The 26,154-nt window shown below is 70.2% G+C and carries 27 protein-coding genes; 12 read left to right on the top strand and 15 right to left on the bottom strand.

All coding sequences use genetic code 11. The annotated features are described in order from the left end of the window. Positions 1 to 2 precede the first annotated feature (2 nt). Entirely contained in the window at positions 3 to 980 is a 978-nt protein-coding gene (locus ACHMXE_RS03855) for a Bug family tripartite tricarboxylate transporter substrate binding protein (RefSeq protein ID WP_395346927.1), read from the bottom strand. A gap of 152 nt (positions 981 to 1,132) precedes the next feature. Between ACHMXE_RS03855 and ACHMXE_RS03860 the strand changes: the two genes are divergently transcribed. Continuing rightward, positions 1,133 to 2,044 (top strand): LysR family transcriptional regulator, encoded by a 912-nt coding sequence (locus ACHMXE_RS03860; RefSeq protein ID WP_395346928.1) that lies wholly within the window; start codon positions 1,133 to 1,135, stop codon positions 2,042 to 2,044. A 9-nt stretch (positions 2,045 to 2,053) separates the two neighbouring features. Here the strand turns inward: ACHMXE_RS03860 and ACHMXE_RS03865 are convergent, their stop codons facing one another. Then, positions 2,054 to 2,932, bottom strand: coding sequence for an aldo/keto reductase family oxidoreductase (locus tag ACHMXE_RS03865; protein ID WP_395346929.1), 879 nt, complete (start codon positions 2,930 to 2,932; stop codon positions 2,054 to 2,056). Between the two features lie 108 nt (positions 2,933 to 3,040). Between ACHMXE_RS03865 and ACHMXE_RS03870 the strand changes: the two genes are divergently transcribed. Continuing rightward, positions 3,041 to 3,943, top strand: coding sequence for a LysR family transcriptional regulator (locus tag ACHMXE_RS03870; RefSeq protein WP_395346930.1), 903 nt, complete (start codon positions 3,041 to 3,043; stop codon positions 3,941 to 3,943). Between the two features lie 15 nt (positions 3,944 to 3,958). Here ACHMXE_RS03870 and ACHMXE_RS03875 read toward each other — a convergent pair whose 3' ends face one another. Further along, positions 3,959 to 4,441, bottom strand: a complete 483-nt coding sequence (locus ACHMXE_RS03875; protein ID WP_209542030.1) for an Lrp/AsnC family transcriptional regulator — start codon at positions 4,439 to 4,441, stop codon at positions 3,959 to 3,961. Between the two features lie 246 nt (positions 4,442 to 4,687). On the opposite strand from ACHMXE_RS03875, the gene ACHMXE_RS03880 reads away from it, so the two are divergent. After that, a complete protein-coding gene (locus ACHMXE_RS03880; RefSeq protein ID WP_395346931.1) occupies positions 4,688 to 6,073 on the top strand; it encodes a tryptophanase in 1,386 nt (461 codons plus the stop codon). A 12-nt stretch (positions 6,074 to 6,085) separates the two neighbouring features. On the opposite strand, the gene map is transcribed toward ACHMXE_RS03880, so the two are convergent. Then, on the bottom strand, positions 6,086 to 6,880 hold the full coding sequence (gene map, locus ACHMXE_RS03885; RefSeq protein WP_395346932.1) for a type I methionyl aminopeptidase: 795 nt from the start codon (positions 6,878 to 6,880) through the stop codon (positions 6,086 to 6,088). Then, on the bottom strand, positions 6,877 to 7,155 hold the full coding sequence (locus tag ACHMXE_RS03890) for a ParD-like family protein (protein ID WP_395346933.1): 279 nt from the start codon (positions 7,153 to 7,155) through the stop codon (positions 6,877 to 6,879). The genes map and ACHMXE_RS03890 overlap by 4 nt, the downstream gene beginning before the upstream one ends. 38 nt (positions 7,156 to 7,193) lie before the next feature. On the opposite strand from ACHMXE_RS03890, the gene ACHMXE_RS03895 reads away from it, so the two are divergent. Next, positions 7,194 to 8,270: an alpha/beta hydrolase gene (locus tag ACHMXE_RS03895; protein WP_395347427.1), complete on the top strand. Its 1,077-nt coding sequence runs from the start codon at positions 7,194 to 7,196 to the stop codon at positions 8,268 to 8,270. 18 nt (positions 8,271 to 8,288) lie between these two features. On the opposite strand, the gene ACHMXE_RS03900 is transcribed toward ACHMXE_RS03895, so the two are convergent. Further along, positions 8,289 to 9,755 (bottom strand): NAD-dependent succinate-semialdehyde dehydrogenase, encoded by a 1,467-nt coding sequence (locus ACHMXE_RS03900; RefSeq protein ID WP_395346934.1) that lies wholly within the window; start codon positions 9,753 to 9,755, stop codon positions 8,289 to 8,291. Then, a complete protein-coding gene (locus ACHMXE_RS03905; RefSeq protein ID WP_395346935.1) occupies positions 9,752 to 11,020 on the bottom strand; it encodes a 4-aminobutyrate--2-oxoglutarate transaminase in 1,269 nt (422 codons plus the stop codon). Before ACHMXE_RS03905 ends, ACHMXE_RS03900 begins: the two co-directional genes overlap by 4 nt. A gap of 116 nt (positions 11,021 to 11,136) precedes the next feature. Between ACHMXE_RS03905 and ACHMXE_RS03910 the strand changes: the two genes are divergently transcribed. The 4 genes from ACHMXE_RS03910 to ACHMXE_RS03925 all read left to right on the top strand — a co-directional run bounded on the left by ACHMXE_RS03910 (position 11,137) and on the right by ACHMXE_RS03925 (position 15,140). Beyond that, the gene (locus ACHMXE_RS03910; RefSeq protein ID WP_395346937.1) at positions 11,137 to 12,612 is read left to right on the top strand and encodes a PLP-dependent aminotransferase family protein; all 1,476 of its coding nucleotides are present in this window, start codon (positions 11,137 to 11,139) and stop codon (positions 12,610 to 12,612) included. Between the two features lie 113 nt (positions 12,613 to 12,725). After that, the gene (locus ACHMXE_RS03915; RefSeq protein WP_395346938.1) at positions 12,726 to 13,484 is read left to right on the top strand and encodes an extensin family protein; all 759 of its coding nucleotides are present in this window, start codon (positions 12,726 to 12,728) and stop codon (positions 13,482 to 13,484) included. Positions 13,485 to 13,506: 22 nt separating this feature from the next. Beyond that, positions 13,507 to 14,634, top strand: coding sequence for a hypothetical protein (locus tag ACHMXE_RS03920; RefSeq protein WP_395346940.1), 1,128 nt, complete (start codon positions 13,507 to 13,509; stop codon positions 14,632 to 14,634). After that, entirely contained in the window at positions 14,631 to 15,140 is a 510-nt protein-coding gene (locus tag ACHMXE_RS03925) for an endonuclease V (protein WP_395346941.1), read from the top strand. The genes ACHMXE_RS03920 and ACHMXE_RS03925 overlap by 4 nt, the downstream gene beginning before the upstream one ends. Before the next feature lie 17 nt (positions 15,141 to 15,157). On the opposite strand, the gene ACHMXE_RS03930 is transcribed toward ACHMXE_RS03925, so the two are convergent. Further along, a complete protein-coding gene (locus ACHMXE_RS03930) occupies positions 15,158 to 15,790 on the bottom strand; it encodes an ankyrin repeat domain-containing protein (RefSeq protein ID WP_395346942.1) in 633 nt (210 codons plus the stop codon). A gap of 134 nt (positions 15,791 to 15,924) precedes the next feature. Between ACHMXE_RS03930 and ACHMXE_RS03935 the strand changes: the two genes are divergently transcribed. Together ACHMXE_RS03935 and ACHMXE_RS03940 are read left to right on the top strand one after the other, a co-directional pair. Continuing rightward, positions 15,925 to 17,583, top strand: coding sequence for an AAA family ATPase (locus ACHMXE_RS03935; RefSeq protein ID WP_395346943.1), 1,659 nt, complete (start codon positions 15,925 to 15,927; stop codon positions 17,581 to 17,583). Then, positions 17,580 to 18,296: an alpha/beta hydrolase gene (locus tag ACHMXE_RS03940; RefSeq protein ID WP_395346944.1), complete on the top strand. Its 717-nt coding sequence runs from the start codon at positions 17,580 to 17,582 to the stop codon at positions 18,294 to 18,296. The genes ACHMXE_RS03935 and ACHMXE_RS03940 overlap by 4 nt, the downstream gene beginning before the upstream one ends. A gap of 27 nt (positions 18,297 to 18,323) precedes the next feature. On the opposite strand, the gene ACHMXE_RS03945 is transcribed toward ACHMXE_RS03940, so the two are convergent. Together ACHMXE_RS03945 and ACHMXE_RS03950 are read right to left on the bottom strand one after the other, a co-directional pair. Continuing rightward, positions 18,324 to 18,638 (bottom strand): type II toxin-antitoxin system RelE/ParE family toxin, encoded by a 315-nt coding sequence (locus tag ACHMXE_RS03945; protein WP_395347428.1) that lies wholly within the window; start codon positions 18,636 to 18,638, stop codon positions 18,324 to 18,326. Further along, positions 18,617 to 18,901: a ribbon-helix-helix protein, CopG family gene (locus tag ACHMXE_RS03950; RefSeq protein WP_218159399.1), complete on the bottom strand. Its 285-nt coding sequence runs from the start codon at positions 18,899 to 18,901 to the stop codon at positions 18,617 to 18,619. Before ACHMXE_RS03950 ends, ACHMXE_RS03945 begins: the two co-directional genes overlap by 22 nt. A 110-nt stretch (positions 18,902 to 19,011) precedes the next feature. Between ACHMXE_RS03950 and ACHMXE_RS03955 the strand changes: the two genes are divergently transcribed. Beyond that, positions 19,012 to 19,245: a hypothetical protein gene (locus tag ACHMXE_RS03955; RefSeq protein ID WP_209542051.1), complete on the top strand. Its 234-nt coding sequence runs from the start codon at positions 19,012 to 19,014 to the stop codon at positions 19,243 to 19,245. Positions 19,246 to 19,253: 8 nt separating this feature from the next. On the opposite strand, the gene ACHMXE_RS03960 is transcribed toward ACHMXE_RS03955, so the two are convergent. Genes ACHMXE_RS03960 through ACHMXE_RS03980 form a run of 5 tightly spaced genes read right to left on the bottom strand, consistent with a single transcriptional unit; the run spans position 19,254 to position 25,140 of the window. After that, positions 19,254 to 20,126 carry a phosphonopyruvate hydrolase gene (locus ACHMXE_RS03960; protein ID WP_395346945.1) on the bottom strand — a complete coding sequence of 291 codons (873 nt, stop codon included), beginning with the start codon at positions 20,124 to 20,126 and terminating at the stop codon, positions 19,254 to 19,256. Between the two features lie 45 nt (positions 20,127 to 20,171). Further along, positions 20,172 to 21,413 (bottom strand): pyridoxal phosphate-dependent aminotransferase, encoded by a 1,242-nt coding sequence (locus tag ACHMXE_RS03965; RefSeq protein ID WP_395346946.1) that lies wholly within the window; start codon positions 21,411 to 21,413, stop codon positions 20,172 to 20,174. Then, positions 21,410 to 23,065 carry an ABC transporter permease gene (locus tag ACHMXE_RS03970; RefSeq protein WP_395346947.1) on the bottom strand — a complete coding sequence of 552 codons (1,656 nt, stop codon included), beginning with the start codon at positions 23,063 to 23,065 and terminating at the stop codon, positions 21,410 to 21,412. The genes ACHMXE_RS03965 and ACHMXE_RS03970 overlap by 4 nt, the downstream gene beginning before the upstream one ends. Beyond that, positions 23,065 to 24,129, bottom strand: coding sequence for an ABC transporter ATP-binding protein (locus ACHMXE_RS03975; RefSeq protein WP_395346948.1), 1,065 nt, complete (start codon positions 24,127 to 24,129; stop codon positions 23,065 to 23,067). The genes ACHMXE_RS03970 and ACHMXE_RS03975 overlap by 1 nt, the downstream gene beginning before the upstream one ends. Positions 24,130 to 24,159: 30 nt before the next feature. Continuing rightward, positions 24,160 to 25,140, bottom strand: a complete 981-nt coding sequence (locus tag ACHMXE_RS03980; protein ID WP_395346949.1) for an ABC transporter substrate-binding protein — start codon at positions 25,138 to 25,140, stop codon at positions 24,160 to 24,162. A gap of 107 nt (positions 25,141 to 25,247) precedes the next feature. On the opposite strand from ACHMXE_RS03980, the gene ACHMXE_RS03985 reads away from it, so the two are divergent. Continuing rightward, positions 25,248 to 26,141, top strand: a complete 894-nt coding sequence (locus ACHMXE_RS03985) for a LysR family transcriptional regulator (RefSeq protein ID WP_203206660.1) — start codon at positions 25,248 to 25,250, stop codon at positions 26,139 to 26,141. The last annotated feature ends 13 nt before the right edge of the window (positions 26,142 to 26,154 follow it).

Consider the following 26,154-nt stretch of genomic DNA (forward strand, 5'->3'; position numbering starts at 1 on the left):
TCTCAGCGCGAGGGCTCGATGCCGGCCGCGCGGATGAACTGGCCGTAGCGCACCAGCTCCTCGTCGATGTGCTTGCGAAAGGCTTCCGGCTTCGCCGGTGCCGCGGGAAGAAAGCCCATGGCCAGCAGCCGCTCGCGCGCCTCGGGCTGGCGCAGCACCTCGCCGACATCGGCGTTGATCTTCTGCACGATGGCCGCGGGCGTGGCGGCCGGCGCCACGAAGCCCAGCCATGCGCCATAGCGAAAGCCCGGGAAGCCGGACTCGGCCATGGTCGGCACCTTGGGCAGCACGGCCAGCCTTTCCGAGGTGCCGACGGCCAGCGGCACGAGCCGGCCCGACTGCAGGAACGGCAGCACGGCGGAGACGCCGGCGAACATCACCTGCACCTGGTCGCCCACGACCGCCGTGGCGGCTTCCGCCGCGCCCTTGTAGGGCACGTGCAGCATCCGGATGCCCGCGCCGCGCATCAGGATCTCCATCGGAAGATGCTGGGCGCTGGCGACGCCGCTGGAGCTGAAGTTGATCTCACCGGGCCGGGCCTTCGCGGCATCCACCAGCTCCTTGACCGAATGCACCTTCAGGCTGGGCGACGCGACCAGCACGAAGGGGGTTTCGCCGATCAGCGCGATCGGCGCGAAATCCTTGAGGGGGTCGTAGGGCAGCTTGGCGTAAAGCGCCGGATTGGCCGCCAGCGTGGTGTCGTTGGGCACCAGCAGCGTGTAGCCGTCGGCCGGTGCGCGGGCGACCTGCTGCGCACCGATGATGCTGTTGGCGCCGACCTGGTTGTCGACCACGGTGCCCTGGCCCCAGCGCTGCGCGAGCTTGCCCGCCATGAAGCGCGAGGCCATGTCCGCGCCCGCGCCCGCCGCGAACGGCACGACGATGCGCACGGGCTTCTCGGGATAGTCGGCGTGGGCCGGGGCGCCCAGCGCCAGCGCGGACAGCGCCATGGCTGCGCAACGCAACGCGGTCTTGATCATCCTTGTCTCCATCTTTCTTGTCTGGCCGGCGTGCCCTGCGATCGCGCCCCGTCCGGCATGCGCAATTCTGGAGGGGTTGATACCAACGCAAAAGAAGAGATTTCAGCTGCCATCCATCTAAAATTTAGCTGGAACAGCTCTGGAGACGAACCATGGATCTGCGGCAGGTGCGCTACTTCCTGACGGTGGCGGAGAAGGGAAGCATCAGTGCCGCCGCCGCGGTGCTGCACGTGGCGCAGTCCGCGATCAGCCGGCAGATGCGCCTGCTCGAGGAAGACCTGGGCGGCCCCCTCTTCCACCGGAGCATCGCGGGGGTGCAACTGACCGACAGCGGCCTCATGTTCCTGGAGCGCGCGCGCTTCATCCTGCGCGAGGTGGAAAGCACGACCCTGGACGTCTCCAACTTCAACCGCGGCATGCGCGGCTTTCATCGCGACGTGCGCGGCACGGTGCGGATGTCGTCGGCGCCCACGGTCGGGCAGGCGATCCACGGCCGCCTCGCGCTGGACTTCCGCCAGCGCTTTCCGCAGGTCAGGCTGGAGCTGACGGAAAGCCCGACTGACGACGCGCTGCACCGGCTGACCGCCGGCACCATCGAGCTCGCCATCGTGTCGAATCCCGGCAATCAGGAGCACATCCATTTCACGCCGCTCGCGCGGCAGGAAATCGCGGTGTTCTGTCTTCCGGGTTCGAAGCTGGCCGCGCGCCCGAGCGTGCATGCGCGCGAACTGCGCAAGCTGCCGATCATCATCTCCCTCGGCCTGCGGCACAGCCTGGAGACGGAGCATGGGGTGATGCAGCCGGTCATCCAGATCGACGGCAACGAAGGGGCCGCGCAACTCACGCGGGCCGACCTCGGCTTTGCCGTGCTGCCCAAATCGGTGGTGCGAACCTCCAGCATCTGGCAAGGCCTCGTGGCCGTGCCGGTGCGCGGCTTCTCGGTGGCCCGCATGCTCGCGGTGGCCAAGGGGCGGCCCGTCAGCTTGGCCGCGAAGGTCTTTCGCAGCGCCGTCGAGGAGCAGATGGCGCTGTGCGTCGGCGAAGGGCTCTTCCTGCCGCCCTGAAGCCGTGCTTCAGTGAGCCGACCCGACGCCGATCGTGTCCAGCCGCGCCACCGCCTCGGCCGGCAACTTCAGCCCAGCCGCCGCCAGGTTCTCCCGCAGATGCCCCAGCGACGAAGTCCCCGGAATCAGCAGCAGGTTCGGCGAGCGCTGCAGCAGCCAGGCCAGCGCCACCTGCATCGGCGTCGCGCCGAGTTCGCTTGCCACCTCCGACAGCACCCCCGACTGCAGCGGCGTGAAGCCTCCGAGCGGGAAGAAGGGCACGTAGGCGATGCCCTCGCGCGCCAGCTTCTCGACCAGCGCGTCGTCGCCGCGGTTCGCGAGGTTGTACATGTTCTGCACCCCGACGATCGGCACGATGCGCTGGCCGTCGTCGACCTGCTTCGCGGTCACGTTGCTCAGGCCGATGTGGCGGATCAGGCCCTGCTGGCGCAGCTCGGCGAGCGCGGTCAGCGGCGCCTCGAGCGAGCCTTCGGCCGGGCCGTGCACGCCCAGCATGCTGCGCATGTTGACGACATCGAGCACGTCGAGGCCGAGGTTGCGCAGGTTGTCGTGCACCGCCTGGCGCAGCTCGGCCGGCGAGGCCGCGAGGTTCCACGAGGCGTCGGCCCCGCGCGTGGCGCCCACCTTGGTGACGATGGTCAGGCCGTCGCGGTATGGGTGCAGCGCCTCGCGGATGATCTGGTTGGTGACGTGCGGGCCGTAGAAATCGCTGGTGTCGATGTGGTCCACGCCGGCCTCGATCGCGGCGCGCAGCACCGCGACGGCGGCGGCACGGTCCTTCGGCGGGCCGTACACGCCGGGGCCGGCGAGTTGCATGGCGCCGTAGCCGAGGCGCTTCACCTCGCGGTCGCCGAGGCGGAAGGTGGAGATGGTGTCGAGCGGGTTCATGAGCTTTCCTTTCAGGTTGAGGCTGAATGTAGGCACCGCGGCGGCGTACGATAAGCCGGCTCAATGCGCACGGGTCGTGCGGAAAAACGAACAATCGAAAGACAGGCGATGACGGAACAGCTCGGCGATCTGGCGGTCTTCGTGGCGGTGGCGCGCGCGGGCGGCTTTCGCGAGGCGGCGCGGCTGCAGAGCGTGAGCGCCTCCAGCCTCAGCGCGGCGGTGCGTCGGCTCGAAACGCGGCTGGGCGTGCGCCTCCTGCATCGCAGCACCCGCAGCGTGGTGCCCACCGAGGCCGGCGCGCGGCTGCTCGACCGGCTCGGGCCGGCGCTCGGCGAGGTCGAGGCCGCGCTCGACGTGGTCAACGGCTTTCGCGACAAACCCGCGGGCACCTTGCGGCTCAACGTGCCGGCGAGCGCGTCGCGGCTGGTGCTGCCGGCGATCGTGCCGCCCTTTCTCGCGGCCTATCCCGAGATCCTGCTCGAGGTGGTGGTCGAGGAGAGCTTCGTCGACGTGCTGGCCGCGGGCTGCGATGCGGGCATCCGCTACGAGGAACGGCTCGAGCAGGACGTGATCGCGATCCCGATCGGCCCGCGCCGCCAGCGCATGGCGACCGCGGCCTCGCCGGCCTACCTCGCGGCGCACGGCCGCCCCGTGCATCCGCGCGACCTGCTGCAGCACGCCTGCCTGCGCGGGCGCTTCGCGAGCGGTGCGATGGCGGGCTGGGAATTCGAGCGCGAGAGCGAGGTGGTGACGGTGGACGTCGATGGGCCGCTGATCGTGCGCCTGGGCGGCGGCGTCGAGCTCGCGATCGAAACGGCGGTGGCAGGCATCGGCGTGATCCATCTGTTCGAGGAATGGCTGCAGCCGCAACTGGCGAGCGGCGCGCTGGTGCCGGTGCTCGAGGACTGGTGGCAGCCCTTCACCGGGCCTTTTCTCTACTACCAGGGGCGCGAGCGGCTGCCGGCGCCGCTGCGCGCCTTCGTGGATTTCGTGCAGGCGCGGCGCGGCTGAAGACGCACTTCAACTTCAGCGACCGGCCTGCGACAGCGGCAGCGCCGCGCCGGCCTTGAGTTCTTCCAGGCACACGCTCGAACGCACCATGCTCACGCCGGGCAGCGCCGAGAGCTTCTCGGTCAGGAAGGTGCTGAGCGCCTCGAGGTCGCTCGCGATCACCTTGAGCACGTAGTCGACGTCGCCCGTCACCGAGTGGCATTCGAGCACGTCGGGCAGTTGCGTCACGGCCTGGCGGAAGCGCTTGAAATCGCGCACGTGGCCGCGCTCCATCGCGATCTGGACGAAGGCCATCACGCGCAGGCCCACGGCCGCGGGCCGCAGCCGCGCCTCGTAGCGCGCGATCACGCCCTCTTCCTCGAGCCTGTGATGCCGGCGGCTGCATTGCGCGGGCGAGAGCCCGACCGCGGCCGCGAGCTCGAGGTTGGAGATGCGGCCATGGCCCTGCAGCACCTCGAGCATGCGGGTGTCCATCGAGTCCAGCGGTACGGGTTGCAAGATGTTCTCCTGTTCTTTGGAAATGATGAAAGGACTTCTCTTCTTCGAGGGGCCATCCCTAGGCGCGATGAAAACCCATTGCGGGAGGCGAGCGAAAGAATCGTTGCGAGCTCGACCAGGGGCTACAGCAGGCGAGACATCTTCTCTCGATAGGCGCTGAATGCGCAACTGCATTGCATCGCCATTCGCGAACGCCCCGGGTCGGCCATCCGATCCATCCGCACCGAGCTTCGACCAGGAGAACCCATGAAGCGCATCCCCGAACCGTTCCGCATCAAGACCATCGAGCGCATCGCGATGACCACGCGCGCGCACCGCGAACAGGCCCTGCTCGAAGCGGGGCTCAACCCCTTCCTGCTGCGCAGCGACGACGTCTTCATCGACCTGCTGACCGACAGCGGCAGCGGCGCGATGAGCGACCGCCAGTGGGCCGCGATGATGGCGGCCGACGAGGCCTATGCCGGCAGCCGCAGCTACTACCGGCTAGCCGACACCATCGAGAAGGTCTTCGGCCATCGCCACACGGTGCCCGCGCACCAGGGCCGCGGGGCGGAGCAGCTGCTCTACCCCGAGCTCGTGAAGCGCCGCGGCGCGAAGCAGCCGGTGTTCCTGTCGAACTTCCACTTCGACACCACCAAGCTCCACATCGAGCTGGCCGGTGCGCGCGCGCTCAACGCATTGACGAAGGAGGCACTGGACACCGCCACCTACCACGACTGGAAAGGCAACTTCGACCTCGACGAGCTCGCGCGGCTGATCGAGACGCACGGCGCGGCCAATGTGGTGGCGCTGGTGGCCACCGTGACCTGCAACACCAGCGGCGGCCAGCCGGTCGCGCTGGCCAACCTGCGCGCGGCCTCGCAACTCGCGCGCGAAGCAGGTATTCCGGTGGTGATCGACGCCACGCGCTTCGCGGAGAACGCCTGGTTCATCCGCGAACGCGAGGCGGGGCAGGCGCAGCGCGACGTGCCCGGCATCGTTCGCGACATGATGGCCTGCGCCGACATCGCGGTGATGTCGTCGAAGAAGGACGGGCTGGTCAACATCGGCGGCTTCTGCAGCTTCCGCGACGACGAGGACCTGTTTCGCGCCGTGCAGGAACGCTGCGTGGTCAGCGAGGGCTTCATCACCTACGGCGGCCTCGCGGGCCGCGACATGGAGGCGCTCGCGGTCGGCCTCGAGGAGGCGATGGATGCCGACTACCTGCGCTACCGCGTCGGCCAGGTCGCCTACCTCGGCGAGCGGCTGCGCGCGCAGGGCATTCCGATCCAGTATCCGACCGGTGGGCATGCCGTGTTCGTCGACGCGGCCGCGCTGCTGCCGCATCTGCCGGCCGACAGCTTTCCGGCCCATGCGCTCGCCTGCGAGCTGTACCTGGAGGCAGGCGTGCGCGCGGTGGAGATCGGCTCGCTGCTGCTCGGGCGCGATCCAGCCACCGGGTTGCAGGAGAAGGCGCCGCTCGAATCGATGCGGCTCACGATCCCGCGGCGCGTCTACACCAACGACCACATGGACTACGTGGCCGACGCGCTGGCCGAGGTGGCGCGACGCGCCGCGCGCATCCGCGGCATGGTCTTCACCTACGAGCCGGCGCTGCTGCGCAACTTCACGGCGCGTTTTCGCTGGGCCTGAGCCGAACCGCGCTCAACCGATGGGGGGATAGTTGCCTGTTCCCTCGGGCCATGGCGTGAGGACCTCGAAGCCCTCTTCGGTCACCGCGACCATGTGCTCCCACTGCGCCGACAGCGAATGGTCGCGCGTGACCACGGTCCAGCCGTCGGGCAGCTCGCGCGTCTCGCGGCGACCCGCGTTGATCATCGGCTCGATGGTGAAGACCATGCCCGGAGCGAGCCGCAGGCCCTCGCCGGGCCGGCCGTAGTGCAGCACCTGCGGATCGTCGTGGTAGATCTGCCCGATGCCGTGGCCGCAGTACTCGCGCACCACGCTGAAACGCTCGCGGTGCGCCACGCTCTGGATCGCATGGCCCACGTCGCCCAGCGTCGCGCCCGGGCGCACGGCCAGGATGCCGGCGCGCATGGCCTCGTAGGTGGTCTCGACCAGCCGGCGCGCGAGCGGGCTCGGCTCGTCGACGAAGTACATGCGACTGCAGTCGCCGAACCAGCCGTCCTTGATCACGGCCACGTCGATGTTGACGATGTCGCCCTTCTTCAGCGTCTTCTGCGCCGAGGGAATGCCGTGGCAGACCACGTGGTTGACGGAGGTGCACACCGTCTTCGGGAAGCCCTTGTAGCCCACGTTGGCCGGGATCGCGCGCTGCACGTTGACGATGTGGTCGTGGCAGAGGCGGTCGAGCTCATCGGTGGTGACGCCGGGCTTCACGTAGGCCCCGATCATCTGCAGCACCTCGGCCGCCAGGTGCCCGGCCTTGCGCGACAGCGCGATCTGCTCGGGCGTCTTCAGGGGCACGGCCATGTTCATTGCACGACCTTCGCCGCCCGCCCCGTCGCGCGGCCCGATGGCCGCGGCGCATGCGGCTCGCTCGGCGCGCAGGCCATCGCGAGGTCGAGCCCGCCGGCCATCTCGGCGCGCACCAGCAGCTGGCACAGCTCGCGGTGATCGAGGTCGGGGTGCAGCTCGGCCAGCATGCCGATGCGCATCCAGTGCTCGGCCTGCGCGTTGATGGAGCGGCTCAGCGCGGTGCCCGCGACGCGCAGGTTCTCGTGCATGAGGTCGGAGATCTTGACGATGCCCATGGTGTTTGGTCTATATGAAACGTATACGAATCATATAGATTTTTTGGTGGGCCCGCCTCGCGAGGCCGGTCCCGCCCCTCAGGGCGCAGGCACAGGGCGAGGGCGACCGCGAGACCAGCGACAGCGCGCGGCTCGACGCGCCCGTCAAGCAGGTCGGCGACCAGCGCATCGCGGTGAAGACCGCCGAGGGAGCCGGTGCGATTCCCGTCTACGCGGACCGCAGCGTCGATGCGCCCGCGCCCGAGGTGCGGCGCGTGCTGGTGATCGTGCACGGCATCCTGCGCAACGCCGACGTCTATTTCTCCACCGGGCAGAAGATCGTGCAGAACGCGGGCGAGGCCGCCGCGGGCACGATGGTGGTGGCGCCGCAGTTCCTCACGCAGACCGACGTGCGGGCCTTCCACCTGCAGGGCGACATGCTCGGCTGGAGCAAGCACGGCTGGGCGCGCGGCGATGCGGCGCTCGGGCCGGCGCCGGTCAGCGCCTTCTCGGCGCTCGACGCGGTGCTCGCGCACTTCGCGAACCGCGAACGCTATCCGGCGCTGCGGGAAGTGCTCCTGATCGGCCACTCGGGCGGTGGGCGCATCCTCAACCGCTACGTCGCCACCAGCGACGGCGAGGCGGTGCTGCGCCGCGCCGGCATCGGCATCCGCTACGTGATGGCCAATCCCGGCAGCTATCTCTACTTCGACCGCGACCGGCCGGCCCCCGCCGGCGGACTGCGGCCGGCCGACCTGCAGGCCTGCCCGGCCGCCAACGAATGGCAGTACGGCCTCGACAAGGCACCGCCCTACGTGGCGCGGCAGGACGCGGCCTCGCTCGAAGGCCGCTATGCATCGCGCGGCGTGGTCTACCTGCTCGGCGGCGCCGACACCGATCCGTACCTGCACTTCTTCGACCGCTCATGCGGCGCGATGGCCCAGGGCCCGAACCGGCTGGCGCGCGGCCATGCCTACTTCGACTACCTCAAGGGCCGCCACGCCGCGAACTTCAACCAGCGCATCGTGGAGGTGCCGGGCGTCGGGCACGACAACCTCGGCATGTTCAACTCCGCCTGCGGCGTGGCGGTGCTGTTCGAACGCGAGCTGCCCGAGCGCTGCCCGCTGTTCAGATAGGCCGCCGCGCCGCCATGCTCAGTCCTGCAGGCAGAGGTACTTGAGCTCGAGGTAGTCCTCGATCCCGTGCCGCGAGCCCTCGCGGCCCAGGCCCGACTGCTTCACGCCGCCGAACGGAGCGACCTCGTTCGAGATCAGGCCGGTGTTGATGCCGACCATGCCGGTCTCAAGCTGTTCGCCCACGCGCCAGAGGCGGCGGCGGTCCTCGGTGAACAGGTAGGCGGCGAGGCCAAACTCCGAATCGTTGGCCATCGCGACGACCTCCTCCTCGGTCTCGAAGCGGAACAGCGGCGCCAGCGGCCCGAAGGTCTCCTCGCGCGCCACGCGCATGGCCTGCGTCACGCCGGTCAGCACGGTGGGCTCGAAGAAGCTGCCGCCCAGCGCATGCGGCTTGCCGCCGGTGCGCAGTTCGGCGCCCTGCGTGAGCGCGTCGTCGATGTGCTGGCGCACCTTGGCGACCGCGCGGCCATCGATCAGCGGGCCTTGCGTGATGCCGGCCTCGAGGCCGTTGCCCACGCGCATCGCCTCGACCGCGGCCACCAACCGCGCGGCCACGGCGTCGTAGATGCCGGCCTGCACGTAGATGCGGTTGGCGCAGACGCAGGTCTGGCCCGCGTTGCGGAACTTGGAGGCCACGATGCCCTCGATCGCGCGGTCGAGGTCGGCGTCGTCGAACACGATCAGCGGCGCATTGCCGCCGAGCTCGAGCGAGAGCTTCTTGATGGTCGGCGCGCACTGCTGCGCGAGCACGCGGCCCACGCCGGTCGAGCCGGTGAAGCTGAGCTTGCGCACGGTCGGGATCTCGCACAGCGCGGCGCCGATCTCGGGCGCGTTGCCGGCCACGATCTGCAGCACGCCGGGCGGCAGTCCGGCCTCGAGCCCCAGCACGCCGAGCGCGAAGGCGCTCAGCGGCGTGAGTTCGGCCGGCTTGACGACGATAGTGCAGCCCGCGGCCAGCGCGGGGCCGACCTTGCGCGTGATCATCGCGGCCGGGAAGTTCCACGGCGTGATCGCGGCGCACACGCCGATCGGCTGCTTGAGCACCACGATGCGCTGGCCCGCGCGCTGCGGCTGCAGCACCTCGCCGTCCACGCGCTTGGCCTCCTCGGCGAACCATTCGATGAACGAGGCCGCATAGGCGATCTCGCCGCGCGCCTCGGCCAGCGGCTTGCCCTGCTCGAGCGTCATCAGCCGGCCCAGGTCGTCCTGGTGCGCGAGCATCAGCTCGGCCCAGCGGCGCAGCACGCGCGCACGATCGGGCGCGGTGCGCGCGCGCCAGGCGGGCAGCGCGGCGGCGGCGCCGGCGATGGCACGCTCGGTCTCGGCGCGGCCCATCAGCGGCACGTCGGCCAGGTGCCGGCCGGTGGCGGGGTCGTTGACGGCGAAGGTGGCGCCGTCGTCGGCCGCGACCCACTGGCCATCGATCAGGCCGGCGCCGCGCAGCAGGTCGGGGCGCTGCAGGCCCAGGGTGGATGCGGTGTTCATGCCGAGAACGCCTCCTCGACGATGGCCAGCGCGCGTTCGAACTGCGCGTCGGGAATGGTCAGCGGGTAGAGGAAGCGGATCACGTTGCCGTACATGCCGCAGCTCAGCAGCACCAGGCCCTGCGCCAGCGCCTTGGCCTGCACGCGTGCCACGGCCTCGGCGTCCGGCGCGCCCGTGGCCGCATCGCGCAGCTCGACCGCGACCATCGAGCCCTGCGCGCGCACTTCGGCCAGCGCGGGGTTCGATTCCTTGATCTTCAGCAACCGGCCGACCAGGCGCTCGCCCAGCGCGGTGGCGCGTTCGCAAAGCTTCTCGTCGGCGATCACGTCGAGCACCGCGTGCGCCGAGGCCACCGCCAGCGGATTGCCCGCGTAGGTGCCGCCGAGGCCGCCGGGCGCCGGCGCATCCATGATGGCGGCGCGGCCGGCCACGGCAGACAGCGGCATGCCGCCCGCGAGGCTCTTGGCCATGGTGATCAGGTCGGGCTCGACGCCGTGGTGCTGCATCGAGAACAGCCGGCCGGTGCGCGCGAAGCCGGTCTGCACCTCGTCGGCGATCAGCACGATGCCGTGCGCGTCGCAGAGGCGGCGCAGGCCCTGCAGCAGAGCGGTGGGCGCGACGTTGAAGCCGCCCTCGCCCTGCACCGGCTCGATCACGATCGCGGCCACGCGCTTCGGGTCGATGTCGGCCTTGAACAGCTTCTCGATCGCGGCCAGCGAGTCGTCGGCGCTCACGCCCTGCAGCGCGCCCGGGAACGGCACGTGGAACACGTCGGCCGGGAACGGGCCGAAGCCGGTCTTGTAGGGCGCGACCTTGCCGGTCATGGCCAGCGCCATCAGCGTGCGGCCATGGAAGCCGCCGCCGAAGGCGATCACGCCGGCGCGGCCGGTGTGGGCGCGCGCGATCTTCACCGCGTTCTCCAGCGCCTCGGCGCCGGTGGTGAAGAAGGCCGTCTTCACCGGCCCGGAGATCGGCACCAGCGCATTGAGGCGCTCGGCCAGCGTCACCACGCTCTCGTAGGGAACGATCTGGTAGGCCGTGTGCGTGAAGCGCCCGAGCTGCTCCTGGATCGCGGCCACCAGGCGCGGATGGCGGTGGCCGGTGTTGAGCACCGCGATGCCGGCGGCGAAGTCGATGTATTCGCGGCCTTCGATGTCCCACAGCGTCGCGTTCTCGGCGCGCTGGGCATAGAAGCCGCACATCACGCCCACGCCGCGCGGCGTGGCCGCGAGGCGGCGGGTCTGGAGTTCGGAGTTGGTGGTCATGGCTGGAAGCGGCCGAGAAAGGCTGGAGGTCGATCGGAAGTTCTGATTGAATGCGCAATTGGCTCCATCAAAAAGATCCACTTCCTGCAATCAGGATGGAGCCAATCCAAAAAGCCATGAAATCCATCTGCGCCGACCTGGTGCTGCAGCGCATCGCTCCCGCCGCCGGCGCCGCGCTCAACCGCCAGCTCTACGACTGCCTGCGCGGCGCCATCCTCGACGGCAGCCTGCCGCCCTCGAGCGCGCTGCCGGCCTCGCGCGACCTGGCGCGCGAGACCGGCATGTCGCGCAACACCGTGCTGCATGCCTACGAGCAGCTGCGCGCCGAGGGCTACGTGCATTCGCGCGTGGGCAGCGGCACCTTCGTGGCCGAGACCACGCCCGAGAGCCAGCTGGCCACCGGCCGCGGCGCCGCCGCCGCGCCGGCCCGCGCCGCGCCGGTGCGGCTGGCCCGGCGCGCCCAGGCACTGGTCGACGATGCCTCGGCCGCGGCGCGCCAGTGGGGCGCCTTCATGCCCGGCGTGCCCGACGTGACCCAGTTCCCGCACCGCGCCTTCGGCCGCATCGTCGCGCGCCTGTGGCGCGATCCGGCGCCCGAGCTGCTGACCTATTCGCATGGCGGCGGCCACCCGGCGCTGCGCGAAGCCGTGGCCGAGCACCTGCGCGTGGCCCGCGCGGTGCGCTGCGACGCCGACCAGGTGCTGATCACCGAGGGCGTGCACCAGGCCATCGACCTGTCGCTGCGCATGCTGGCCGACCCGAGCGACACCGTGTGGGTCGAGGAGCCCGGCTACTGGGGCTTCCACAAGCTGCTGCAGATGGGTGCCTTGCGCGTGCGGCCGCTGCGCGTGGAGGCCGAGGGCGACGGCCCCGGGGCCGGCTGGCCGCGCGGCGGCAGCGCGCCGCGGCTGATCTTCGTCACGCCCTCGCACCAGTACCCGCTGGGCTCGGTGATGAGCCTGGCGCGGCGGCGCGAGTTGCTCGACTTCGCGCGCCAGTCGGGCAGCTGGATCGTGGAGGACGACTACGACAGCGAGTTCCGCTTCGCAGGCCGGCCCATTCCCTCGATGCAGGGGCTCGAGGACGACAGCCCGGTGATCTACATCGGCACCTTCAGCAAGACGCTGTTCCCGGGCCTGCGCGTGGGCTACATGGTGCTGCCGCGCGCGCTGGCCGCGCATTTCCGCACCGCCCATGCCGACCTCTACCGCGAGGGCCACGCCATCACGCAGGTGGCGCTGGCCGAACTCATCGGCCAGGGCCACTACGCCGCCCATATCCGCCGCATGCGCGTGCTCTATGCGCGCCGGCGCGCGCTGCTGGCCGGCTTGATCGCCGAGCACCTGGGCCCCGACCATCTGCATCCGCAGGCCAGCAATGCCGGGCTGCACCTGGTGCTGCGGCTGCCCGAGGACCGCGACGACGTGGCGATCATGGAAGCGGCGCAGGCGCGCGGCGTGCTCTCGCGGCCGCTGTCGCGCTACTACCGGCGCGGCGACGGGCGGCGCGGGCTGCTGCTGGGCTATGCCTGCGTGGAGGAGGCGAACATCGAGCCGGCGTTCCGCGTGCTGCTCGATTGCATCCGGCCTTGAGCGGCGCCGGGCCGGTTCGCATCGGCCTACACGCGCTGGCCGATCATCCCGACAGCGCCGCGCGCGCGGTCGGGTCCCAATGAGGCTTTCGCCATTCACCGCCATCGTTCCCCGTGCCCCTGCCGCCCGCGCAAGACCGACCCGCCCGACCCGCCAGCCTCGGACGCCGACTGGCCCTAGCGCTGGTCGTCGCCTTCGCCGCCGGCGTGGTGGCCGTCTTCACGGGTGCCATCGAGGTGCCCGAGCGCCACGATCCCTGGGCACCGCTCGACGTGACGGCAGCGCCCAACTGGCTCACTTCGTACAAGCTGGCCCGCGCGCGTGGCGACCCGGTGCGCTGCCAGGCCGCGCTCGCCGACACCGGCATGCAGTACGAGCGCGTGCCCGACCGCGTCACCGGCCCGGGCTGCGGCTTCGAGAACGCGGTGCGCCTGCGCTCGGCCGGCGTGCGGCTGGGCAGCGCGCCCACGCTGAGCTGCCCGATGGCGCTGTCCTTCTTCATGTGGGAGCACCATGCGCTGCAGCCCGCGGCCCTGCGGCACTTCGGCCAGCCGGTCGCCGCGATCGACCACCTCGGCAGCTATGCCTGCCGCAACGTGAACCGCGGTGAAGGCGCGATGCCCGGCGCGCCGCGCAGCCGGCATGCCACGGCCGATGCCTTCGACGTGGCCGGCTTCGTGCTCGCGGACGGGCGCCGCATCAACGTGCGCAAGGACTGGCGCATCGACGCCACGAACCCTTCGGCCGCGCTGCTGAACGATGCCCACCTGGGTGCCTGCCGGTTCTTTCGCGGCGTGCTCGGGCCCGAGTACAACGCGGCGCACCGCGATCACTTCCATCTGGAGACGGGCGGGTTTCCGATGTGCCGCTGAGCCCGTCTGCTAGAAAGCCACCATGAGCGCTTCCCTCGCTGCCTCTCTCGTCGATCTCGTGCTGGGCCTGGAACTCGGCGCGCGCGGCGATGCCGATCCGAATCGCTTCACGCTCGAGGGCGTGCGCTGGACCGCGGGGCAGGACGGCACGCGCGAACTGCGGATCGCGCGGCTCGAAGCGACGGCCCTGCGGCTCGCCACGGGCTCGCTGGTGCTGGAGATCGAGCGCATCGCCGTGCACGAGCTGGTCGCGCGCTTGCATGCCGAGAACGGGTCGCTGCGCGTCGGCGCCATCGAGGCCCGCGACGCGGAATTCGCCGGCCTGAAGTTGCACGGCCCGCTGGTGCTGCCACGGCCATTCCGCCAACTGTGGGAAGCCACCCATCCCGCCGACGGCACGACGCTGCCGCCGCCGGCCGATGCCTGGCAGCTCGGCCCGCTCGGCGAGATCGACGGCACCCTGCGCGGCCGCATCACCGACGCGCACCTGCTGTTCGATGCCGACGTGACCGTGCCGATCCGCCATGGGCTGGTCGACTTCAACGACGCCACCGTCGAGCACGTGGGGCCCGACTCGCGCATGGGCGTGAGCCCGCTCGGCTTCTACGTCGACGCGCCGAACGGCCGCAGCTACCTCTACCAGTTCGCCTCGGCGCCGCTCGCGGGCGTGGAGTTCGAGCGCCGCAAGAGCCTGATCGGGCCATGGATCTCCGAGCGCGGCAAGCTCCGGCTGCGGCCCTTCGCCGAATCGATGCTGCGCCAGGGCCTGGGCACGCAGGCCCAGGGGCTGACGGCGCAGGCGCGCACGCTGCTCGGGCGCACGGCCTTGTCGGGCGAACTGCGGCTCGGAGACGGACTGCTCGCACTGCCGGGCCTGCGCGTGTCGATGGACGGGCACGAGCAGGGCCTCAACACCATCGTGCTGCGCTCGGAATCGGTGGGCCGCGGCCTGGGCGCGGAGGTCGCGGCACTATCCGCTCGTGACATCACGGCGAGCTGGGGCGGCGCGCAACTCGCCGGCGAGGCCGTGACGGCGAAGCTCGGCGTGCAGATCGTCGTCGAGGGCGACACCCTGCGCTTCGTGCTCGCGGTCGCGAACGGCCGCATCACGTCACCCCGCATCGGCTTCGCGGCCGGCAAGCCCGCGTGATCCTCGCCGTCGATGTCGCCTACGCCGAGTCGGGCGGCGCGATGGCCGCCGGGCTGCTGCTCGCGGACTGGCGCGACACCGCGCCCGTGCGCGAGATCCTGGTGCCGGTGCCGCGGGTCGAGGACTATGTGCCCGGCGCGTTCTACCGCCGCGAGCTGCCCCGCATCGAGGCCGTGCTCGCGCAGGTCGCCGAACCGCTCGCCTGCATCGTCATCGACGGCTACGTGACGCTGGGCACGCCGCCGCGCGACGGCCTCGGCGCGGTGCTCTGGGACAAGCTCGGCCGCACGACCCCGGTGATCGGCGTCGCGAAGACGAGGTTCGCGGGGGCGCCGCCCGAGACCGAACTGCTGCGCGGCGAGAGCGCGCGTCCGCTCTTCGTGACGGCCGCGGGCATGCCGCTCGAGCAGGCCAGGGCGCACATCCGCGCGATGGCCGGTGCCTACCGGCTGCCCGAGATGCTCAGGCGGGTCGACGGGCTGTCGCGCCAGCGCGCGCAGGTCTAGCCGACGCTTGCGTGGATCTATGCGGGACGCGATCGCTTCGACTGCTCGAGCCGCGCGATGAGCTCCTTCGGCAGACGCCGCGCCCGTGCGATGTCGACCGCATCGCGCCCCTGCGCGTCGGCCACGGACGCATCGGCACCGGCCGCGATCAACAGCGCCAGCGTCTCGAGCCGCTGCAGCCGGGCTGCATAGAAGAGCGGCGTTTCGCCGTGCGCGCGCAGGTTCAGCTCGGGGTTGTTCGCGAGCAGCACGCGGCATATCGCCGCGTCGTCGCACCACACCGCGGCCCACAGCGACCCGCTGGTGTTCGCGCCGCGCTTGACAAGGAACTTCACCAGCGGCAGGTTCTCGCCGCGCGCCACCGCATACCAGATCGGCGTGGCGCGGAAGTCGCCCTCGTCCTCGTCCATGGGCACCTCGGCCTCGAGATCGGCACCCGCATCGAGCAGCGCGGTCACGGTCTCGATCCCATGGGGTTCCGCGAGCTGCGCGCCCGCGGCCTTCACCGTGCAGGCCAGATGGATCGCCGCGCGGCCGCGCGGATCGGTGGCACCAATCAGCGCCGGCGCCTGGGCCAGCTGGGCCTGGACCGAGGCCGCGTCCCAGGCCTTCGCGGCGGCGAACAGCGAGGTCTTCGAGGGCGGGGGCATGGGCGCTTTCCTTCCTTGTCTGCGTCGGGCCATGGCTGCGCGATGGCCGCCGCCATCTTCCCACGGGCTTGACCCAGGTCAATCGCCGGGCGCCCGCACCGCTCTAGCATGGACAGGCGACACGAGGAGACGCCTTGGAACTCGAGATACCGGAGATGCTGGCCGCCGTTCTGCGCAGCCAGGTCGGCGCGCAGTCGCCGCTGGGCCTCCAGCTGGGCGGCCAGGGGGCCTGCAGCGGCATACGCGTCGTGTCGAGCCGCCACTTCGACGGCCGCTCGCTCAACCTGCTCTACCAGCTGAGCCTCGGCAAGGGCGCGCGCGACCTGGTGTTCCAGCTGCTCGCGCTCGACAACCTCAACGGCGAATCGCAGCTGCAGCCGATCGCGAACCTCGAGGCGATGGTGCCGGCGCTGACCGAATGGCTGGCGCGCGACGCCATCGACGGCTGGCTCTACCAGCGCGGCAAGGACGGCGTGCTGCTGCCCTGGCTGGTCCACACGGTGCGGCTGGTGAAGCCCACCGAGGGCAATGCCTACGTGCTCGTGGGCCTGCTCGCCAACACCTTGCAGGCCGCCGGCCGCGAGCCGCCCTCCGAGCCCCGGCTGCGCTTCGCGGGCATGACCTGGGGCCTGAGCTTCTACGAGGAGCAGTTGCCGCAGCGCACGCTGGCCGACCTGTTCGCCGACCACGGCTTTCACAAGGAGTGCGCGGAGTTCAAGCGCGAATACGAGATGCAGCTCGAGCGCTTCGTCAAGCTGCAGCCGCGGCACGGCGCGCAGTTCACCGTCGGCGGCAGCGTGTGGACCGCGGGCGAGGGCCCGCGCGCGGCGCTCGAGTGCCACCGGCTGCCCGAGGGCGCCGCCGTGCGCTGCGTGAACGACGAGGAGCTGCTGCGCCGCCGCTTCGACCTGGCGGCCGATCCGCATCACTGGCGCGAGAGCGGCATCGCCCAGGGCTTCGACCGCATTCCCCAGCACTGCTACCTGCACCTGTTCCACCTCGACTGGCACCGCAACATCTGGGTCCATGCCCAGCATGTGCAGGACTACCAGTACCAACCGAGCCTGCGCGAGCGGCTGGTGCTGCCGCAGGCGCACCGCGACCTGATCGACATCCTCACGGCCGACCGCAACTTCCTGGTGGAGGACGTGGTGCCCGGCAAGTCGGGCGGCACCACCATCCTGTGCAAGGGCGCGCCCGGCCTGGGAAAGACATTGACCGCCGAGGTCTACGCGGAAGTGGTCGGCAAGCCGCTGTACCGCGTGCATTCGGGCCAGCTCGGCGTGACGGCGAGCTCGGTCGAGGCCAGCCTCACGCGCATCCTGCAGCGCGCCGCGCGCTGGGGCTGCGTGCTGCTGCTCGACGAGGCCGACGTCTACATCCGGCGCCGCGACAACGACCTGCAGCACAACGCCATCGTGGCCGAGTTCCTGCGCACGCTCGAATACTTCAGCGGCCTCTTGTTCATGACCACCAACCGCGTCGGCGACATCGACGAGGCCATCCTCTCGCGCTGCATCGCGGTGATCGACTACCAGCCGCCCGGGCCCGAGGATGCGCGGCGCCTGTGGGCCACGCTGTCGGCCCAGCTCGGCGTGGATCTGCCCGCCGCGGTGATCGACCGGCTGGTGGTCGACTACGCGGGCGCCAGCGGCCGCGACATCAAGGAGTTGCTCAAGCTCACGAGCAAGTACTGCCGGCGCAAGGAACTGCCGCTGTCGACGCAGTCCTTCGCGCAGTGCGCGGTGTTCCGCGGTATCGCGCCCGCCGCATCGCCCGGAGGCCACGCATGATCGACCCCACCCTGTTCGGCGGCGCGCTCACGGGCCGCATGGCCTTCCGGCCCGGCGCCGCGCCGCTGTACGAACCGTTGCCGCCCGGGCGCCACGACCTGGGTTTCGACGAAGGCCGCGACGCGGTGCTGGTCGTGCCCGAGGGCCTGCCCACGGATGCGCCGCTGCCCCTGCTCGTGATGTTCCATGGCGCGGGCGGCGAGGCCAACCGCGTGCTGCCGCACTTCGTCGCCCATGCGCGCTCGCGCGGCTTCCTGCTGCTGGCGCCGCAGTCGATGTACGCCACCTGGGACATCGTGGTCGGCGGCCATGGCCCCGACCTCGAGCGGCTCGACAGCGCGCTGGCCACGGTGTCGCGGCATTTCCGGCTCGACCCTGCGCGGCTCGCGCTCGCGGGTTTCTCCGACGGCGGCAGCTACGCGCTGTCGCTGGGCCTCACCAACGGCGACGTGGCGAGCCACGTCATCGGACTGTCGGCCGGCTTCATGAACAGCTTCGCGCAGGCCGGCACGCCGCGCTTCTTTCTCGCGCACGGCCGCTCGGACAGCCAGCTGCCGATCGAGACCAGCGCCCATCCGCACGCCCGGCGGCTGCTCGAGAGCGGGCACGACCTCACGCTGCAGCCCTTCGATGGGGACCATGTGATCGTGCCGTGGGTGGTGGGGCGGGCGGTGGCGTTCTTCCTGGGGGATGAGGCGGCGAGGGCGGCCTGAGCTCAGGTGCCTGGCAGCGCTCCGCGGTCAGACATCGAATCCGCCCTGATCGACGATCGCGCCCAGATCACGCGCACCGTGCACGACGCGAACGATCGTCACCGTGGCATCGTCGGGACGGTAGTAGATCGCGTAGGCGCCATGAAAGACGACGCGCAGCTCAGGCGCGAGTTGTCGACGCTCGGGATGCGCCATCGGAAACGCCAGCAGCCCCTGGCAGGTGGAATGCAACTTCTCGAGGAACCGGGTGGCAACGGCCTCCGAGGCGCCCTCGGCGATGAAAGACCAGATTTCCGCCAGGTCCTGCTCGGCACTCGCAGTCAGCTGGAGCGTGCGGCCAATAGCTGTCTCCCGCGTTCGATGATGCGATCGGCATCGAAGTCCTTGACGCGGCCCGCGGCCACATCCGCCAGGCCTCGATCGATATCCGCCTTGAGGACGGACAACTCGGCGAGCATCAGCTGGCGCCGAGTCTTCCATTCGCGCAGGGCTTCACGCACCACTTCGCTGGTCGAGGCGTACTCGCCCTCGTCCACCGCCTGCTTGATGGTCGCAGCCATCTCTACAGGCATGGTCACGGTCAATCGTTCCAGGGTGCTGGGCAAGGGTCACACTCCTTCAAGTCTGCGTGGATCATACTTTGTCATACTCTTTCGAGCACGTCCAACACAGAAGACCCCCGATGGCGACTACCCGTCCGAGGTCCGGAATCGTCATGCAGGGCCGAGAGTCCGCGCGGCTCGCGCTCGCGGGTTTCTCCAACGGCGACGTGGCGAGCCACCTGATCGGCCTGTCGGCCGGCTTCATGAACAGCTTCGCGCAGGCCGGCACGCCGCGCTTCTTTCTCGCGCACGGCCGCTCGGACAGCCAGCTGCCGATCGAGACCAGCGCCCATCCGCACGCCCGGCGGCTGCTCGAGAGCGGGGACGACGCGGCGAAGCCGGCCTGAGCGCGCGGCTACTTCAGATAGCGAGCCTCGACGGCGCGCATGCGTTCGTCGCCTTGCAGTTCGATGATCTCCTTGACGGACGGAAGCGCCGCATCCACGTCGCGGATACCGCCGTCTCTGCGGATCCGGGCGAACACCTCGCGCACGGCGCCGACGGCCGCGCGGATGGCGTGGTTGCCGTAGATGACGACGCCGACCTTCGAGAGCGCGGCGATGTCGGCCTCGGTCAGTTGCGGATAGGCGGTGGGCACCAGCACCAGCGGCACCTTGCCGGGCCAGGACTTGACGAAGGCCAGGATCTCGTCGGGCGTCTTCTGCCTGGAATGGATCAGTATCGCGTCGGCGCCGGCCTCCTGGTAGGCCTGGCCGCGCCGCACGGCTTCCTGCTGGCCCAGGCCTGCGATCAGCGCTTCCACGCGCGCGATCACCACGAAGTCCCTGTCGGCGCGAGCAGCGGTCGCCGCCGCGATCTTGCCCTGGAACTCCTCGATGCGGACCAGCTCCTGCCGGCCATCGGTCCTCAGGCTGGTGTCCTTGGGAAAGGTCTTGTCCTCCATCACGATGGCCGACGCGCCCGCCGCTTCGTACTGCGGCACGACGTAGTGGACGTTCACCGCGTTGCCGAAGCCGGTGTCGATGTCGGCGATCAAGGGAATGGACACGGTGGAGGCGATGGCCCGCATCATCTCCAGGTGCGTGGACATCGACAGGATGTTGGCGTCGGGCACGGCATAGCTGGCCGACAGCTCGAAGCCGCTGCCCCAGATGCCGCCGAAACCGGCCTGTTCGGCCAGCTTCGCCACCAGGGGATTGTGGGCGGCCATGGCGGTGAACAGCCGGCCGCTGTCGAGGGCTGCGCGCAGCGCCTGGTTCTTGGTCATTGGAAATTCTCCGGAGTGGGTGAACGAAGTGATGTGGAGCGCCGCTCAGCCGAGTCGCCCGCAGGCCGCGGCGATCCGCGCCATGGCCGCGTCGAGCTCCGCGTCCGAGGCCGCATAGGAGACGCGGAAATGGCCCGGCAGCTCGAACGCGGAGCCGGGAACGATCGCCACCCCCGCCTCGCGCAGCAGGTACAGCGCGAGGTCGGCATCCGTCGCGATCAGGTGGCCCGCGGGATCGCGCCGCCCCAGCAGTCCCTGGCAGCTCGGGAAGGCGTAGAAGGCGCCGGGCGGCAGGTCGCAGGCGATGCCTTCGATGCGGTTGAGCTGGCCGACCACGCTGTCGCGGCGCCGCCGGAAGGCCTCGACGAACTGGGGAAGAAAATCCATCGGGCCGTCGAGCGCGGCGACGGCGGCGGCCTGGCTGATCGAACTGGTGTGCGAGGTGGACTGCGACTGGACCAGGTTCATCGCTTTGATCAGTTCGAGCGGCCCGGCGCCGAAGCCCACGCGCCAGCCGGTCATGGCGTAGGCCTTGGACACGCCGTTGATGGTCAGCGTGCGCGACGCGAGCGCGGGCATCACGGCGGCCGGCGTGGCGAAGGCGTCGGTCTGGTAGCGGATCTTCTCGTAGATGTCGTCCGCCATCACCCAGACCCGCGGATGGCGCAGCAGCACCGCGCCGAGCGCGGCCAGTTCGTCGTGCGAATAGACCGCGCCGCTGGGATTCGACGGCGAGTTGAGCATCAGCCACTTGGTGCGCGGCGTGATGGCGTCCTCCAGCTGCCGCGGCGTGAGCTTGAAGCCGCTCGCGGCGCCGCAGCGGACGATCACGGGCGTGCCGCCCGCCAGCAGCACCATCTCGGGGTAGGACACCCAGGCCGGCGTCGGCACCACCACCTCGTCGCCCGGATCGATGGTGGCCTGCAGCGCGTTGTAGAGGATCTGCTTGGCACCGCAGCCGACCTGGATCTGCTCGGGGTCGAAGCGCAGTCCGTGGTCGCGCTCGAACTTGCGCACCACCGCCTCGCGCAGCGCGAAGGTTCCGGCCACGTCGGTATAGCGCGACTCGCCGCGGTCGATGGCCTGCTTGCCGGCCTCGCGCACATGGTCGGGCGTCGGGAAATCGGGCTCACCCTGGCTCAGCGCGATGACGTTGCGGCCCTCGCGCTTGAGCTGGTTGGCCAGCCGCGTCATCTCCTTCGTGGCCGAGGGCTTGGCACCGAGCACGCGCCCGGCCAGGAATGGGTGGAGATCGTGCGAAGGTGCTGTTGTTGTGGTTGTCGTCATTCGATGGTTCCTACTCTCAGCTTGAAGATCCAGCGCGCCAGCGCCAGGGGGATGAAGATGGTCAGCAGCAGCACCAGGCTGTAGGCACAGGCCAGTGCCAGCCGCCCGCTGTCGATCTGCTGGAAGATCTCGATCGGCATGGTGTTCATGCCGCCGAAGTACAGGACGACCGTGGCCGACAGCTCCGACAGGGTCGTGACCCACATCAGCACGGCGGCGGCGACGACCGACGGGCCGATCACCGGAAGCACCACGCGCACGAAGCTTCGCAGCGGGCTCACGCCCAGGCTCATGGAGGCCTCCTCGATCGAATCGCGCAGGTTGTGCAGCGGGCCGGCGGCGGCGCGCACGCTGGTGGGCATGCGCCGGAGGAAGTAGGCCAGTGCCATCACCACCCAGCTGCCCGTGAGCACCAGCCAGCCGCTGTTGAACGCGTTGATGAGCGCGATGCCCAGCACGGTGCCCGCGATGGTCAGCGGCAGCATCACCAGCACGTCGAGCACATGGGTGAGCCACGAGCGCCGCTTGACGATCAGGTAGGCCGACACGACCGAGAAAACGACGCCCGCCACGGTGGCGATCGAGGCCAGGAACAGCGAGTTGTACAAGGGCTCGGGCGCGCGGAACAGCGCATGCTGCAGATGGGCCAGCGTGAAGCTGCCGTAGCGCAGCACCGGCCCCACGGACGGCGTGAACGCGGTGACGACCACCACCACGGCCGGCAGCAGCGACAGCAGCACCACGCCGAGCACGGCACCGCTGGCCAGCACCGCGCGCCAGCCGTGGATCGCCAGCACCGCCGGGCTGCGGCCCGCTTCCATCTGGAACTGACGCTTCTCGATCACCAGTTTCTGGACCAGCAGCAGGCCCGCGCCCAGCAGCACCAGCAGCGATGCCATCGTGGTCTGCATCTGCGGGTTGCCGCCCATCTCGCTGACGAACTCGTTGTAGGCCTTCACCGCCAGCACCGGCGTGCGCGCGCCCAGGATGGCCGGCACGCCGAAGCTGCCGATCACGTGGGTGAACACGATGAGCGCGCCGGCGAACAGCGAGGGCAGCAGCAGCGGCAGGGTCACGCCACCGAGCACGCGGCCGATCGGCCGGCCCAGGCTCAGCGCGGCCTCCTCCAGGTTGCGGTCCATCGACTTCAGGCCGACCAGGACGGCGACGAAGGCGTACACGTAGTTGTTGAGGGTCATCACGTAGACCATGCCCCACCACGAATAGAGCGACGGCAACTCGATGCCCCAGGGTGCCAGCGCCATGTTGACGAGGCCCTGCTTGCCCAGGATCAGCACCCAGGCCGCGGCCACGACGACGTCGGGGACCACCAGCGTCACCAGCGGCAACGCGGTGACGATGCCGGCCAGCGGAAACCTGCAGCGCGCGACGACCACGGCCAGGCCGCCGCCCACGAGCATCGAGGTGATCGTGACCGCCAGCCCGAGGATCAGCGTGTTGAAGAAGACCTCGCGGTACGAGGCCTCGGCGAAGAAGCGCAGGTAGCCGCCGAAGCTCGGCTGTCCGTCGGGGCCCACGAAGGACTTGCCGATCATCCCCGCCAACGGCAGGACCAGGAACACGCCCAGCACGCCGATGGCGCACAGCGCCAGCACCAGCCAGGCGGGATCGCGTCGCAGCGCGCGGGACATCATGCGGCCTGCACGATGTGCGCGTCGACGGGCAGTGCCAGCACGACGGCGTCGTCGCGCGAGCGGCTCTGGTCCTGCTGGCGCGTGCGCACCTCGACCCGGAGCACGCCGGCGCTGGTGCGCACCCGGTAGCCCGTGAGGCCGCCGCGGAATTCGACATGCTCGATCACGCCGCGCAGATGGCCGTCGGCCGTCGCATCGGCGTCGGCGAAGACCAGCTCCTCGCTGCGCACCGCCAGCACCGCGCCGGGGCGCAACGGCACCGCGCTGTCGGTCAGGATGACGCCGGCCGGCGTGCCCAGGCGGCGCAGCCCGTTGGCGGCCGCGGGCAGTTCCTCGTCGATGGCGATGAGGTTGGCTCCCCCGACGAAGTCGGCGGCGAAGGCGGTGCCGGGCCGGGCGTAGATCTCGCGCGGCGGGCCGATCTGGACGATGCGCCCGCGGTCCATCACGGCGATCAGGTCGGACAGCGCCAGCGCTTCTTCCTGGTCGTGCGTGACGAACACGGTCGTGATGCCCGCCTCGGTCTGCAGCTCGCGCACCAGGCTGCGCAGCTCGACGCGCAGCTTGACGTCCAGCGCCGACAGCGGTTCGTCCAGCAGCAGCAGCCGGGGCTCGATCACCAGCGCGCGCGCCATCGCGACGCGCTGCCGCTGGCCGCCGGACAGGGCCGCGGGCGAGCGGTCGGCCAGCGCCTTCAGGCCCACGCGGTCGAGCATGGCCAGCGCGCGTTGCTCCGCGGCGGCGCGGTCGACGCCGCGCGCGGCGAGTCCGTAGACGACGTTGGCGAGGACCGAGCGGTCGGGAAACAGCGCGTAGTCCTGGAACACCATGCCGACCCCGCGGCGATGCACCGGCACGTGGGTCACGTCCTCATCGCCGAACCGGATGCGCCCGGCGTCCGGCCGCACGAACCCGCCCAGCATGCGCAACAGCGTGGTCTTGCCGCAGCCCGAAGGCCCCAGCAGCGTGAAGAACGACCCGCTCGGGATGGCGAGATCGAGCCCGTCGAACAGGGCCTGGCCGCCATAGCTCTGGGCGATGGCTTCGAATGAGACTTGCATCGGTGGCTTTCCGTCGGCCTGCGGTGCCGGTCAGCGCGCGTTGACGCTCTGGCGCCACTGCGCGATGAATGCCGCGCGCTCCGTGCCCATCCGGGCATCGTCGAGCGCCACGACCTTGATGCTCGACAGCGCGGGCAATTCCGCCAGCCTGCTCACGTCGATGTCGGTGCGCAGCGGACGGCGGTAGGCGCTCTTGAAGACTTCGGTCTGCGTCTTGCCGGCGGCGAGGAATTCGTAGAGCCGGCGGGCCTCCTGCGGATGCTTCGCGCCCTTGATCAGGGCCATGCCTTCGGGCGAGAGGAAGGTGCCCTCGGCCGGATAGACCAGCTTGATCTCCTTGAGTCCGCCGGCCACGTACTCGTAGGCGGCGTACTCCATCGTCACCGCCACCGCGAACTCGCCCTTGGCCACGCCTTCGTAGGCGGCGGAGGTGGTGCCGACGATCACGGCGTTGCGCGCGACCTTGGCGAGAACCTCGTTGCCCAGCAGCTGCTGCAAGCCGTACAGCGCGACGAACGAGGCGCTGCTGCGCTCCGGATCGGGAATGACGATCCTGCCCTTCCACTTCGGGTCGGCCAGGTCGGCCCACCCCCGCGGCGGCTGACCGCCCGGCGTCTGGCGCAGGTTCGCCATCAGCACGGTCACGTGGACGTTGGTGCCCAGCCAGAGGCCGTTCGGTCCGCGATAGGCCGGCGGTATCGCCGCGGCCTGCGCGGACTCGTGGGGCTGGAACTGGTCGCGGAATTCGCCGATGGTCGACAGGCCGCCCGACCAGAAGATGTCGCCCAGCGGGTTGGCGGCCTCGGCCTTGATGCGCTGCATCAGCGCCCCGGTGCCGGCGCGCACCACGGACACCTTGATGTCGGGGTTCTGCTTGGTGAACTGGTCGACGACCTGGTTCACCGTCTCCACGTTGTTGGAGGAATACAGCACGACCTCGCCCGCGCAGGCCTGCGCCAGCCGTCCTGCGAAAATGAGGAAAAGACATAGTTTTGGCAGCAAGCGAAGCATGTGATTCCGTCCTTTCGAGGCACTGTTGGTGACAGAATGAATGCTATCGACCGCCAAATTTCGATCAACCGAGGTTCTGTGACAGTATTCCCCGTCGTGGTTTCACAATGAGTTTTGATCATGAAAGAGCGGCCGAAGTACCGCTGACACCGCTGCGCGCCTTCGTGGCGGTCGGCCGGCATGGCAACTTCACGCGGGCCGGCGCGGCATTGGGCGTCACCCAGGGCGCGGTGAGCCGCCACATCGCCTCGCTCGAAGCATTCGCGGGCGGACGGCTGTTCCACCGCCGGGGCTCGACCGTCGAATTCACGCCCAGCGGCCTGCAGCTCTTCGAGGCGGTCAAGGACGCCATGTCGACCATCGAGATGACCATGCAGCTGCTGGCGCAACGTGGCCGCAAGCACGACCGGCTGAAGGTGCGCACCTCGATGCCGAGCTTCGCGATGACGGTGGTGGTGCCCGCGCTCGGCGCCTACACGGCGCAGCACGGCGTGCAGATCGACCTGATCACCTCGCTGGCCCCGCCCGAGCCGTCCGACGACTTCGACGTGCTCATCACCCGCGACCTGAGCGTGCCGGGAACGGAGAGCTGGGAGCTGATGCGCGAGGAACTCGTCTGCGTCGCCTCGCCCTCCCTGCTGGAGAAGCACCGCGCGCGATCGAAGAGCGGTTGGCCCCTGGTGGCGGCGCGCTCACGGCCCGACGTCATCGCGACCTGGGCCATCGCCGCGGGCATCGCGACCGAGAGCCTCTATGTGGTCGCCACCTACGACCATCTCTTCCTGGCCATCACCGCGGCCATCGGCGGCACGGGCTTCCTGGTGGTGCCGAAGCTGCTGGTGCTGGATCCGCTGCGCGACGGCACGCTGGTGCTGGCCGACGGCCAGAGCATCGGCTCCGGTGCGAGCTACCTGGCCTACGTCAGCACGCACAGCGCGCATGCCCAGAGCGCGGGCGACTTCTGCCGCTGGCTCAAGGGCATGCTTCGCGAGCGCATGTGAACGCCGACCGCGC

Source organism: Variovorax sp. UC122_21, assembly GCF_044056785.1.
In the GTDB taxonomy this organism is placed as follows: domain Bacteria; phylum Pseudomonadota; class Gammaproteobacteria; order Burkholderiales; family Burkholderiaceae_C; genus Variovorax.

What these genes read in the sequence shown, in the direction of transcription:
- ACHMXE_RS03855 (WP_395346927.1), bottom strand. Translation starts at nt 980, where the DNA reads ATGATCAAGACCGCGTTGCGTTGCGCAGCCATGGCGCTGTCCGCGCTG.
- ACHMXE_RS03860 (WP_395346928.1), top strand. Translation starts at nt 1,133, where the DNA reads ATGGATCTGCGGCAGGTGCGCTACTTCCTGACGGTGGCGGAGAAGGGA.
- ACHMXE_RS03865 (WP_395346929.1), bottom strand. Translation starts at nt 2,932, where the DNA reads ATGAACCCGCTCGACACCATCTCCACCTTCCGCCTCGGCGACCGCGAG.
- ACHMXE_RS03870 (WP_395346930.1), top strand. Translation starts at nt 3,041, where the DNA reads ATGACGGAACAGCTCGGCGATCTGGCGGTCTTCGTGGCGGTGGCGCGC.
- ACHMXE_RS03880 (WP_395346931.1), top strand. Translation starts at nt 4,688, where the DNA reads ATGAAGCGCATCCCCGAACCGTTCCGCATCAAGACCATCGAGCGCATC.
- map (WP_395346932.1), bottom strand. Translation starts at nt 6,880, where the DNA reads ATGAACATGGCCGTGCCCCTGAAGACGCCCGAGCAGATCGCGCTGTCG.
- ACHMXE_RS03890 (WP_395346933.1), bottom strand. Translation starts at nt 7,155, where the DNA reads ATGGGCATCGTCAAGATCTCCGACCTCATGCACGAGAACCTGCGCGTC.
- ACHMXE_RS03900 (WP_395346934.1), bottom strand. Translation starts at nt 9,755, where the DNA reads ATGAACACCGCATCCACCCTGGGCCTGCAGCGCCCCGACCTGCTGCGC.
- ACHMXE_RS03905 (WP_395346935.1), bottom strand. Translation starts at nt 11,020, where the DNA reads ATGACCACCAACTCCGAACTCCAGACCCGCCGCCTCGCGGCCACGCCG.
- ACHMXE_RS03910 (WP_395346937.1), top strand. Translation starts at nt 11,137, where the DNA reads ATGAAATCCATCTGCGCCGACCTGGTGCTGCAGCGCATCGCTCCCGCC.
- ACHMXE_RS03920 (WP_395346940.1), top strand. Translation starts at nt 13,507, where the DNA reads ATGAGCGCTTCCCTCGCTGCCTCTCTCGTCGATCTCGTGCTGGGCCTG.
- ACHMXE_RS03930 (WP_395346942.1), bottom strand. Translation starts at nt 15,790, where the DNA reads ATGCCCCCGCCCTCGAAGACCTCGCTGTTCGCCGCCGCGAAGGCCTGG.
- ACHMXE_RS03940 (WP_395346944.1), top strand. Translation starts at nt 17,580, where the DNA reads ATGATCGACCCCACCCTGTTCGGCGGCGCGCTCACGGGCCGCATGGCC.
- ACHMXE_RS03955 (WP_209542051.1), top strand. Translation starts at nt 19,012, where the DNA reads ATGCAGGGCCGAGAGTCCGCGCGGCTCGCGCTCGCGGGTTTCTCCAAC.
- ACHMXE_RS03960 (WP_395346945.1), bottom strand. Translation starts at nt 20,126, where the DNA reads ATGACCAAGAACCAGGCGCTGCGCGCAGCCCTCGACAGCGGCCGGCTG.
- ACHMXE_RS03965 (WP_395346946.1), bottom strand. Translation starts at nt 21,413, where the DNA reads ATGACGACAACCACAACAACAGCACCTTCGCACGATCTCCACCCATTC.
- ACHMXE_RS03970 (WP_395346947.1), bottom strand. Translation starts at nt 23,065, where the DNA reads ATGTCCCGCGCGCTGCGACGCGATCCCGCCTGGCTGGTGCTGGCGCTG.
- ACHMXE_RS03975 (WP_395346948.1), bottom strand. Translation starts at nt 24,129, where the DNA reads ATGCAAGTCTCATTCGAAGCCATCGCCCAGAGCTATGGCGGCCAGGCC.
- ACHMXE_RS03980 (WP_395346949.1), bottom strand. Translation starts at nt 25,140, where the DNA reads ATGCTTCGCTTGCTGCCAAAACTATGTCTTTTCCTCATTTTCGCAGGA.
- ACHMXE_RS03985 (WP_203206660.1), top strand. Translation starts at nt 25,248, where the DNA reads ATGAGTTTTGATCATGAAAGAGCGGCCGAAGTACCGCTGACACCGCTG.